The organism is Polynucleobacter sp. JS-Fieb-80-E5, assembly GCF_018882015.1.
GTDB lineage: Bacteria > Pseudomonadota > Gammaproteobacteria > Burkholderiales > Burkholderiaceae > Polynucleobacter.
Genome location: NZ_JACVPH010000007.1, coordinates 122,506 through 132,934, shown reverse-complemented (window position 1 = coordinate 132,934; position 10,429 = coordinate 122,506). Strand labels below are relative to the sequence as shown.

At 45.8% G+C, this 10,429-nt stretch carries 11 protein-coding genes; 3 read left to right on the top strand and 8 right to left on the bottom strand.

Annotated features, from left to right (window positions below; all coding sequences use genetic code 11):
- A partial coding sequence (locus tag ICN44_RS11160) for an IS3 family transposase (RefSeq protein WP_216205431.1) occupies nucleotides 1-96 on the top strand: 96 nt, incomplete at its 5' end.
- 86 nt (nucleotides 97-182) lie between these two features.
- Here ICN44_RS11160 and oxlT read toward each other — a convergent pair.
- The 8 genes from oxlT to ICN44_RS11120 form a co-directional block, all read right to left on the bottom strand.
- Nucleotides 183-1,451 (bottom strand): oxalate/formate MFS antiporter, encoded by a 1,269-nt coding sequence (gene oxlT, locus ICN44_RS11155; RefSeq protein WP_216264004.1) that lies wholly within the window; start codon nucleotides 1,449-1,451, stop codon nucleotides 183-185.
- 213 nt (nucleotides 1,452-1,664) lie between these two features.
- Nucleotides 1,665-2,246, bottom strand: coding sequence for a hypothetical protein (locus ICN44_RS11150; RefSeq protein ID WP_216264003.1), 582 nt, complete (start codon nucleotides 2,244-2,246; stop codon nucleotides 1,665-1,667).
- On the bottom strand, nucleotides 2,246-2,698 hold the full coding sequence (moaE, locus tag ICN44_RS11145; RefSeq protein ID WP_216264002.1) for a molybdopterin synthase catalytic subunit MoaE: 453 nt from the start codon (nucleotides 2,696-2,698) through the stop codon (nucleotides 2,246-2,248). The genes ICN44_RS11150 and moaE overlap by 1 nt, the downstream gene beginning before the upstream one ends.
- Before the next feature lies 1 nt (nucleotide 2,699).
- A complete protein-coding gene (gene moaD / locus ICN44_RS11140; RefSeq protein WP_216264001.1) occupies nucleotides 2,700-2,957 on the bottom strand; it encodes a molybdopterin converting factor subunit 1 in 258 nt (85 codons plus the stop codon).
- Between the two features lie 18 nt (nucleotides 2,958-2,975).
- On the bottom strand, nucleotides 2,976-4,199 hold the full coding sequence (glp, locus tag ICN44_RS11135) for a gephyrin-like molybdotransferase Glp (RefSeq protein ID WP_216264014.1): 1,224 nt from the start codon (nucleotides 4,197-4,199) through the stop codon (nucleotides 2,976-2,978).
- A 54-nt stretch (nucleotides 4,200-4,253) separates the two neighbouring features.
- Nucleotides 4,254-5,696 carry a threonine synthase gene (gene thrC / locus ICN44_RS11130; protein WP_216264000.1) on the bottom strand — a complete coding sequence of 481 codons (1,443 nt, stop codon included), beginning with the start codon at nucleotides 5,694-5,696 and terminating at the stop codon, nucleotides 4,254-4,256.
- 19 nt (nucleotides 5,697-5,715) lie between these two features.
- Nucleotides 5,716-7,026 carry a homoserine dehydrogenase gene (locus ICN44_RS11125; RefSeq protein WP_215359431.1) on the bottom strand — a complete coding sequence of 437 codons (1,311 nt, stop codon included), beginning with the start codon at nucleotides 7,024-7,026 and terminating at the stop codon, nucleotides 5,716-5,718.
- On the bottom strand, nucleotides 7,023-8,279 hold the full coding sequence (locus tag ICN44_RS11120; RefSeq protein WP_216263999.1) for an aminotransferase class I/II-fold pyridoxal phosphate-dependent enzyme: 1,257 nt from the start codon (nucleotides 8,277-8,279) through the stop codon (nucleotides 7,023-7,025). The genes ICN44_RS11125 and ICN44_RS11120 overlap by 4 nt, the downstream gene beginning before the upstream one ends.
- 79 nt (nucleotides 8,280-8,358) lie before the next feature.
- On the opposite strand from ICN44_RS11120, the gene ICN44_RS11115 reads away from it, so the two are divergent.
- Together ICN44_RS11115 and ICN44_RS11110 are read left to right on the top strand one after the other, a co-directional pair.
- The gene (locus ICN44_RS11115) at nucleotides 8,359-8,736 is read left to right on the top strand and encodes an Mth938-like domain-containing protein (RefSeq protein WP_216263998.1); all 378 of its coding nucleotides are present in this window, start codon (nucleotides 8,359-8,361) and stop codon (nucleotides 8,734-8,736) included.
- Nucleotides 8,736-10,418: a glycosyltransferase family 39 protein gene (locus tag ICN44_RS11110; protein ID WP_216263997.1), complete on the top strand. Its 1,683-nt coding sequence runs from the start codon at nucleotides 8,736-8,738 to the stop codon at nucleotides 10,416-10,418. The genes ICN44_RS11115 and ICN44_RS11110 overlap by 1 nt, the downstream gene beginning before the upstream one ends.
- Nucleotides 10,419-10,429: the final 11 nt, after the last annotated feature.

Sequence of the window (10,429 nt, the reverse complement as noted above, 5' to 3'; positions counted from 1 at the left end):
GAATATATCGACTATTACAACCATGATCGGATCAAACAAAAACTGAAGGGATTGAGCCCGGTTAATTACCGAACTCAATCCCTCGTGCTAACCTAATTAAACTGTCCAACTTTTGTGGGTCAGTTCACAAGTTGGTAGCCTTTTTTCTAACTTCGAATTTCAAATTACCACTGAGTTAGCACTTATGCAGCACGGGTCTTCAAATACTTAGCACGCATTGGGCGTAGTACGAAGAACGCTAGGATAGCTGCAGTCGCATCTAATACGATCATGATACCAAACACTGGTAGCCAGCTTTCTGTAACACCATGAATGTAGGCTGCAACTGGTGCGCCAACAATAGAGCCAACGCCTTGAGCCATGTACAGGAAACCGTAGTTTGTTGTGGCATGCTTTTGACCAAAAGTATCCGTCAAAGTAGATGGGAATAAAGAGAAAATCTCACCCCAACCAAAGAACACAATACCTGAGAGCAATACGAACATGACAGGATCTGAACGTGTCATTACCCAAGCAAACATAGCGACCGCTTCTAAACCAAAAGCAATCGTCATGGTGTATTCACGGCCGATACGATCAGATACCCAACCAAATATTGGTCGAGTTAAACCATTGGTAACGCGGTCAATTGTTAAGGCCAAAGGTAAGGCCGCCATACCGAAAACCATGGCCGATGTAATACCAAAGTCTTTTGCAAATGCGCCCATTTGGGAGATCACCATCAATCCCGATGTAGACATCATGGACATCATCAAAAACATGAGCCAAAAAACTGGTGTCTTCAACATTACCTTTGGTGCAACACCCGATGCAGCAGCTTCGATTTGATCAGCAGTTTGTGCACGATCAGCGTGAGGAACGCGAATGCCTTGAGCAGCCAATAGTCCAACGGCACCAATGATGTAGCCAAAGAACGTCAACGTGCCCTGAATCCCTGACTCAGTCAAGCTAGTGGAGATAGGGAAGGTTGTCAGCAATGCGCCGATACCATAACCAGCAGCAACCATACCTACTGCAAATCCACGATTATTTGGGAACCAACGAACCATCAAGCCAACAACGCCGATGTAAACAATACCGGTACCCAAGCCACCTAACACACCATAGGTGAGGTAGAGATGAGATACGGTAGTCAGGTTAGCCGAAAGAACCCAGCTTGCACCGGTCAGAATAGTACCGATGGATAACAAAAGGCGAGGGCCAAACTTATCAACTAAGTAACCCTGAAACGGTGAGAAGAAAGTCTGCAACACAATCAAAATCGAAAATGTAATTTGCAACTCAGTCAAAGTAACACCGAGCTGACCCATGATTGGCTTAGTAAATAAAGCCCAAACATATTGAGGGCTCGATATGGACATCATACAAATGACGCCTAAAGCCAATTGCACCCATTTCGACTTTAGGGGGTTGCTACTAGTACTTTCCGTACTCAATGCTGCTGTTGTCATGTAAATCTCCTGAGCTTTGTTTAATCAAAATTTCCAAATACTTTTGTTAATGCATTTTGATCTAAATTTGCGGGTTATTACTAAGGAATTCCCTGAGATGGTGCAGAAACACTTATTTTGATGCCACTTGGTGCACCAATAAAAACAAAAAACCACCCCTGAGGGTGGCTCATCTTTTAAAACAGGAAGCTGCTTATATAAAACGAATTTGATCTAGCATCCTGAAGCAGTTGCTGTTGGCACGCTCACACTATTAGTGCCAGGCAAACTAGACCAGGCAGAATTAGATGAAGTGATGGGCAACATATATGCCCAATGAGTCAGGCCTCCCAAACCATTACCTGTAGACATCTGCATCAAAAACGCCGGTTGACCGCTAGAGGTAGTTAATTGACCCGAACCAACCGTCAACATTGATCCATAAAAACCTAAAGAAACAGAATTATTAGCTGTAACCGAACCAATAATTGTGGCGGTAGACCAGCTTGCACCATTGTTCGTGCTTGCAAAAGAACATCCTAAAAGATAACCACCATTTGTAGATGTAAAGTGCCAAATAGTTTGATCATTGACGGCGCTAGCCTTAGGACTTCCAGAGGGGCTATATGAATATGCTAGCAAGTAATCTGTTGGTACATACCAATACGTATCCACAAAAGCAGAAAGATCTTTTGTTGCCAAAGTAGATGGAGTTGATTGCGCCTGTACGCTATCACCCGCACCGCAACCAGATAGACCTACTACAGAAAATATCGACATACAAAATAAGAGTTTACTGACTGCGGTATGTTTCATTATTTCTTCCATTTAGATAGAGCTACTTCATCGGTAATACGGGCATCAACCCAGCGAGCCCCTTCAGGCGTATCTTCTTTTTTCCAGAAGGGGGCTGCAGTTTTAAGGTAGTCCATGATGAACTCACAAACTGCAAAAGCTTCGCCTCTGTGTGCACTAGTGACTGCCACCAGGACAATTTGGTCTTCGGGCAATAAAGGCCCAACACGATGAATCACTAATGTCTGATAAATATCCCAGCGCGCTTTGGCGTGATCCAGAATTTCTTGGAGTGCTTTTTCAGTCATGCCAGGGTAATGCTCAAGCGTCATACCCTTTACTTGGCTACCGTCATTCATATCACGCACGGTGCCCAGGAAAGAAACTACCGCACCTACTCGCGGATCACCTTTACGTAATGCCGATATTTCTGCGCTGACATCAAAATCGCTCTCTTGGATTTTGATTGGCATATCAGCCTCCAGTCACCGGAGGAAAGAAAGCAACTTCTGCACCATCTTGCAATGCTGTATTTGCATCAACCATGTGCTGGTTCAAGGCGCAACGCAAGACTTTGCCATCCGCTAAGACTTCAGACCATGGATTGCCACGTTCAATGAGGTGCGCTCTGAGATCGGCAATGGTTTTTACTGTCACCGGGGTGGTAACACTCTCTTGCGAGATGCCAAGCGCTTCACGTAGTGAGGCAAAGAATCGTAATTCGAGTTTCATGAGCTAGTCCTAAACCGATTATTTGAGCTGCGCATCAAATGGGATGTACTTCACCAAATCGCCAGTTTTGATTGGCTGGTTTGGCGGGCAATCGACCAGACCATCACCCCAAGAGGCGCTAGTCAGCACCCCAGAACTTTGGTTGGGAAATAAATCTAAGCCGCCGTTGCTATTCAATTTGACACGCAGGAACTCATTGCGTCGATCGGCTTTCAACCAATCAAAATCTGCACGCATTAAATACGATTGAGGAAGACCCGCCTCACGGCCCTGCAACTTCAGAATAAAAGGGCGCACAAACAAAAGGAAGGTTACAAAACTGGATACCGGATTACCTGGCAAACCAATAAACCAAGCTTCACCATTCTTAGGTTCGTCTGATTTTCGGACTGCGCCAAATGCCAATGGCTTACCTGGCTTAATCGCGATCTGCCATAGATCCAATCTTCCTTCAGCAGTAACTGCTGGCTTGATGTGATCTTCTTCGCCAACTGAGACGCCACCAGAGGTAATAATTAAATCGTGGTCCTTGCTGGCTTTACGCAATGCTGCACGGGTTGCATCCAAGCGATCTGGGACGATACCCAAATCAGTAGCATCACAACCTAAAGATTTGAGGCAGGCCAATAAAGTGTCACGATTGGAGTTATAAATGCCACCTGGTTTTAATGGCTCACCAGGAAGGGCTATTTCATCGCCAGTGAAAAAGGCGGCTACCTTAACACGACGTTTAACATTTAAGTGAGTCAAACCTGCTGAAGCAGCTACGCCTAACTCTTGTGGGCGTAAGAAAGTGCCTGCAGTCAAACAAGTCTTACCGGCAGTTAAATCCTCGCCTCTACGACGAATCCACTGACCTGCTGTTGGAGCGGTATTGATAGTCACTTGACCGCTTTCACCCTCTAGCGTGCAATCCTCTTGCATCACGACTGCATCCGCACCAGGAGGCACAGGGGCTCCCGTGAAAATTCTAGCGGCAGTGCCGGACTCCAACGGGGTTCCCATCGATCCAGCCGGAATACGTTGAGCAATATTGAGTGATTTTCCTGGGGTAGCAATATCAGCAGAGCGAACCGCATATCCATCCATCGCAGTGTTATCGAGTGGAGGCACATCAACAAGGCTATTGACGTTTTCAGCAAGCACCCGGCCTAAAGCGGCCTGCATGGCAACATTCTCGCTCTCACTAACAGTTTGAGCATGAGAAAGTAAGTGATCTAAAGCCTGCTGCGCAGTCAACATCGGTGGCTTTGTCATGGGGTGATTATTTATTGCTTAAATTTTCTAAGTTAAGAATTAACTTAGATGTGTAGTGATAAACGCTTTAACTTGATTCACGTCGGCATCAATATTTTCTACGCGCTGTGGCTTAGATTTAATGTCTTTAAATGCTGGTGGACATTCTGCAGGACGGCCTAAAGCAATTTCAATTGTTTCTTCAAACTTAATAGGAAGCGCTGTCTCAAGGACGATCATCGGGATTCCGGCTTGTAAATGCTCACGAGCCACTTTCACGCCATCAGCGGTATGGGTATCAATCATGACGCCATAGCGTTGATCAATATCACGAATGGTTTCTAAGCGATTCTCGTGAGTGCTACGGCCAGATTGAAAGCCGTATTTACCCAACTCTTTAAAGACCGCCTCTTTTGAAATATCGAAACCACCCGCCTCATCCACTTGCTTGAACATGGCTGCAGTAACCTTACCATCTTTACCCATAAAATCAAATACGAAGCGCTCAAAATTACTAGCTTTAGAGATGTCCATCGAAGGGCTGGAAGTATGCAAGGTCTCAGCTGACTTACGTGCACGATAGACACCAGTAGAGAAGAATTCATCCAATACATTGTTTTCGTTGGTAGCAACGACGAGATGCTCGATAGGCAAACCCATCATGCGGGCGATATGACCAGCGCAGACATTACCGAAGTTACCGGATGGTACGGTGAATGAGACTTTTTCAGAGCTAGAGTTCGTGGCCAGCAGATAGCCTTGAAAGTAGTACACCACCTGAGCCACTACACGACCCCAATTAATGGAGTTCACGGTACCAATTTGGTTCTTCGCTTTAAAAGCATGGTCATTGCTAACTGCCTTAACAATATCCTGGCAGTCATCAAAGACACCAGCTACTGCTAAGTTAAAAATATTGGGGTCCTGCAAGGAATACATTTGTGCAGACTGAAACGCACTCATCTTGCCGCGGGGAGAAAGCATAAATACCTTTACACCCTCTTTACCGCGCATGGCATATTCAGCTGCGCTACCCGTATCACCAGATGTAGCGCCTAAAATATTAAGCTGCTGACCTTTTTTCTTGAGGGCGTACTCAAAAAGATTACCAAGCAATTGCATGGCCATGTCTTTGAAAGCCAAGGTTGGGCCATTTGAAAGACTCAATAGACCTATACGTGTTCCCTGCTCTTCACCAAGCCAATGCAAAGGCGTGATGTCTTTAGCGTTATCTTGTGCACGGCCATTGCAGTAAACCTGCTCTGTATATGTTTTACGCAAGATTGCACGCAAATCTGCCTCAGGTATATCGTCGCAATACAAACTCAAGACCTCATAAGCGAGATCAGCATATGGCAAGCCACGCCAAGAATCTAGTTGCGCTGCAGTGACTTGTGGATACCGTGTAGGCAAATACAAGCCGCCATCAGGCGCCAATCCACCCAACAAAATTTCTAAGAAGGATTGTTGTGGACTATTGCCACGAGTAGATTGGTAACGCATATATTTTGCTGAGTTTTACTTAAGACAGATTTTCTAAACGGATCTTCACCACTTCGCCAGCAACTGTCTTGAGATTCTGAATCTCCTTAATCGCAGCAAGCATGTTCTTTTCTTTAGTCTCGTGAGTTAAAGCGACTAAATCAGTTTGACTTTCACCCTCATCAGCTTCTTTTTGCAAGAGTGCATCAATGGAAACACCATGCGATGCTAATATTTTGGTGATATCAGCTAATACGCCTGCTTGATCCGCTACACGCAGGCGCAGATAGTAACTAGTCGTGATCTCGCCAATAGGGAGCACTGGTGTGTCATGAACAGCATCTGGCTGGAAAGCCAAGTAAGGTACGCGATGTTCAGCGTCAGCACTTAGTAAACGAGTGATATCCACTAAGTCAGCAATCACTGCGGAAGCGGTTGGCTCAGAGCCAGCACCTTTACCGTAATACAAAGTTGTTCCTACGGCATCGCCAAACACTTGCACGGCATTCATGGCGCCTTCAACGTTTGCAATCAAACGCTTGGAAGGAATGAGGGTTGGGTGGACACGCAACTCAACACCAGTTGAGGTTTTCTTGGCAATACCAAGCAACTTAATGCGATAGCCTAATTGCTCTGCATACTTAATATCAATTGCATCTAATTTAGTAATGCCTTCGATGTGTGCTTTTTCAAACTGCATTGGGATGCCAAATGCAATCGCACTCATGATGGTCGCTTTATGCGCAGCATCAACACCTTCAATATCGAAAGTTGGATCTGCTTCTGCATAGCCTAGGCGTTGCGCTTCTTTAAGCACTGTTGCGAAATCTAAGCCCTTATCGCGCATTTCTGACAAGATGAAATTCGTAGTGCCATTAATGATGCCGGCAATCCATTCGATACGGTTTGCTGTTAAGCCTTCACGTAAAGCTTTAATGATCGGAATACCGCCTGCAACAGCAGCTTCAAAAGCAACCATCACGCCTTTAGCATGCGCTGCTTTAAAGATCTCGTTACCGTGAACGGCGATCAAGGCTTTATTAGCTGTAACCACGTGCTTACCAGCAGCAATAGCTTCAAGAACCAAGTCTTTGGCAATGCCATAACCACCAATAAGCTCAACAACGATGTCGATCTCTGGGTTATTGATCACGGCACGGGCATCACTCACCACTTGTGCGCGGTCTTTAACCAATTCTTTGGCACGTTCTACATTTAAATCAGCAACTGTATTAATACGAATGCCGCGCCCAGCACGACGGGTAATTTCATCTTGGTTACGCTCGAGAACAGTGAATACGCCACCACCAACAGTGCCAATACCTAATAGACCTACTTGAATCGGTTTCATGATGCCTTTGCTGCAGTTGAAGAAGCCTTACGGCTGTGCTTATTACGATAACGCTCCAGAAAACGGGCAAGGCGGCTAATAGCCTCCTTGAGCACATCTTCGTGAGGCAAGAACACTACACGGAAGTGATCAGGCTGGCCCCAGTTGAAACCAGAGCCCTGCACTAACAATACTTTTTCTTCTTTTAAAAGATCAGCTACAAATTGCTGATCATCTTTAATTGGATAAACCTCAGGATCTAGCTTTGGAAATAAATACAAAGCAGATTTTGGTTTCACGCAAGTTACGCCTGGAATATCAGTTATGAGTTTCCATGCAAGATCACGTTGCTTTGCAAGGCGGCCGCCCTCACCCACTAAATCATTAATACTTTGGTAACCACCCAATGCTGTTTGAATTGCATACTGACCTGGCACGTTCGCACACAAGCGCATTGAGGCCAACATATTGAGACCCTCGATATAGTCACGGACCATTTCCTTATCGCCTGAAACCACCATCCAGCCTGCACGGTAGCCGCAAGAACGGTAATTTTTAGAAAGGCCATTGAAGGTAATAATGACTACATCTGTAGACAAAGAAGCTAATGAGAGATGCTTCTCACCGTCGTACAACATCTTGTCGTAAATCTCATCCGCAAACAAAATCAAACCATGCTCACGAGCAATTTGAGTTAACTCAAGCAATACTTCTTTAGAGTAAATTGCACCAGTAGGATTGTTTGGATTAATCACCACAATCGCTTTGGTACGCGGTGTAATTTTTTTACGGAGATCGTTTAAGTCTGGCGCCCACTCTTTGGATTCATCACAAAGATAGTGCACTGGTGTGCCACTCGACAAACTGACTGCAGCAGTCCAAAGCGGGTAATCTGGTGTTGGGACCAATACCTCATCGCCATCATTTAAGAGGGCGTTCATCGACAGAACGATGAGCTCAGAAACACCATTGCCGGTATAGACATCATCCAAGGTCACGCCTTGAATGCCTTTTTCTTGGCAATATTGCATGATGGCTTTGCGAGCAGCAAAGATTCCCTTGGAATCAGAATAAGCTGAGGCATTGCTTAAATTGCGAATCATGTCCAACTGAATCTCTTCAGGGGGATCAAAACCGAAAACCCCTACGTTTCCGATGTTTAATTTGATGATTTTGTGGCCCTCTTCCTCCATGCGCTGAGCAAGCTCAAGCACCGGCCCACGTATGTCATAACAGACGTTATCGAGCTTTTGGGACTTTAGGATCGGTTTCACAATAAATTTAAGGGTAAGTTCTTGAAATATGAGAAAAAACAGCTAGCTATAATCCACATAATTATGACAGAGAGTCCACTTGAAGATTCAATCTGACCCCCATTCCGGAGCGAATACGATCACTGGCTATGGCGATGGCTACGTAGAGATCAATAAGATCCCTTACGACCATGCGGTCCTTCTCAGCTCGGACGGCGCCATCTCTAACTGGTCTGCGCAAACATTTGATAGCTTAGAAGCCGGTCATTTCTCGCAAATGGTTGATTTAAAACCAGAATTAATCCTTATCGGGACTGGTAGCCGCCAGCGCTTTCCCAAGCCAGAACTACTTAAATCCTTGATTGAAGCCAAAATTGGCTTTGAAATCATGGATTCCCAGGCTGCCTGCCGCACCTACAACATCCTAGTCGGCGAGGGTCGTCAGGTCGTGCTTGCCCTGATTGTGGAACCCACTTAATGCAATTTGGCCAAATTCGGCAGTCATCAGCCCTGCACCCAGGAAAGATTTTGCTGCTGGTCATTATTTACGGCTTGCTTTGGTTTGGCACCCTCAATTACCGCCACCTCATCCCATCCGATGAAGGCCGCTATGCAGAAATAGCCCGAGAAATGCTGGTTACCGGTGACTGGATTACTCCGCGTTACAACGGTTACAAGTATTTTGAAAAACCCCCTCTTCAAGCTTGGGCAACTGCCGCCGCTTTTCAGGCATTTGGTATTGGCGATTGGCAAGCGCGCCTTTGGACAGCACTAACGGGTTTTCTAACTATTCTTTTGGTCGGCTTTACTGGTGCGCGCATCTTCAACGCGAGAGCAGGATGGTTGGCTGCTGTTGTATTGGCATCGAGCCCAATGTGGATTATCAGTGGTCACCTCAATTCGCTCGACATGGGCTTGTCCTCATTTTTGGTGGCAGCTCTCTGCAGCCTCTTACTTGCACAAACTTCCCATAACAAAAATAACTGTCGCAACTGGATGTGGGCTTGCTGGATTTTTATGGCGCTAGCAACGCTATCCAAAGGCGTTATTGGTGCAGCGATTCCTGCAATGGTTTTTATTACTTATTCCATTAGTACATGGGACTGGAAAATCTGGACGCGCTTACGTTTATTTAGCGGAACTATTTTGTTCTTAGCTATCACTGCCCCTTGGTTTGTATTAGTGGCGCAACGCAATCCCGAGTTTCTAGAGTTCTTCTTTATTCACGAACATCTGCAGCGCTTCACACAAGATGATCACAGCAGAACTGGCCCGATTTACTACTTTGTTCCACTACTCCTCATCGGCCTGATCCCCTGGATTCTGCAGGTCCCGGGGGCCATTGCACAAGCATGGAGCGAGCGCCGTCGTGAGTTCTCAGCAGGCTGGTTATTAGTTTGCTGGTTTGCTGTGATCTTTGCATTCTTTAGCGTATCGCACTCCAAGCTACCGGGTTACATCATCCCCGTTTTCCCAGCGCTCGCTTTAATTATTGGCAATCGTTTAGATCGCTTACTTGGTCACACCAACAGCATGGCATTGCCATGGAAATTACAGACACTTTGCTTTGCAATTTTGGGATGTGTTGGATTTTTCTTTTTAGATGCCATTAGCAAACAAGCAAGACCGGATGAGATTGAAGCTTATGCGCAATATACCTATTGGGTGATTGCTGCATTAGTAGCGCTTGTCAGCTTTAGTGCTTACGCAGCATGGCAAAGCAAACGCAATGGCATTCAAAGTATCGTCAGTTTTGCTGGTGGGTTCTTTCTCTGCGCCATCATCGCGGGAACAGGTCACGAGACATTGGGCCGCGCAGTTTCTGGTATCGATCTAGTAGATCGAGTCAAAGTCTCTATTCCAGAAAAAGTGAACTTTTATTCAGTGCGTCTTTTAGATCACACCGTGCCTTTCTATTTAGGCAGAACGATGATCATGGTTGAATCACCCGATGAGCTTGAGTTTGGGGTTAATCAAGAGCCAGAACTTTGGATGCCGACCTTAGACACCTTTATTACCCGCTGGCAAGAAGATCAAACGGCCTACGCCATTATGGTTCCAGAGCAATTTGATGCGCTTAAGACTCAGGGCTTCCCAATGCAGGAAGTCGATCGTGATTCACGCAGGGTCATTGTCAAGCATCCAGATATCTCGCAGTAATATAGGACACC

Excerpts from the sequence above, each read along its gene's own strand:
- ICN44_RS11150 (WP_216264003.1), bottom strand. The coding sequence starts at position 2,246 with ATGAAACATACCGCAGTCAGTAAACTCTTATTTTGTATGTCGATATTT.
- ICN44_RS11125 (WP_215359431.1), bottom strand. The coding sequence starts at position 7,026 with ATGAAACCGATTCAAGTAGGTCTATTAGGTATTGGCACTGTTGGTGGT.
- moaD (WP_216264001.1), bottom strand. The coding sequence starts at position 2,957 with ATGAAACTCGAATTACGATTCTTTGCCTCACTACGTGAAGCGCTTGGC.
- thrC (WP_216264000.1), bottom strand. The coding sequence starts at position 5,696 with ATGCGTTACCAATCTACTCGTGGCAATAGTCCACAACAATCCTTCTTA.
- ICN44_RS11110 (WP_216263997.1), top strand. The coding sequence starts at position 8,736 with ATGCAATTTGGCCAAATTCGGCAGTCATCAGCCCTGCACCCAGGAAAG.
- glp (WP_216264014.1), bottom strand. The coding sequence starts at position 4,199 with ATGTTGACTGCGCAGCAGGCTTTAGATCACTTACTTTCTCATGCTCAA.
- moaE (WP_216264002.1), bottom strand. The coding sequence starts at position 2,698 with ATGCCAATCAAAATCCAAGAGAGCGATTTTGATGTCAGCGCAGAAATA.
- oxlT (WP_216264004.1), bottom strand. The coding sequence starts at position 1,451 with ATGACAACAGCAGCATTGAGTACGGAAAGTACTAGTAGCAACCCCCTA.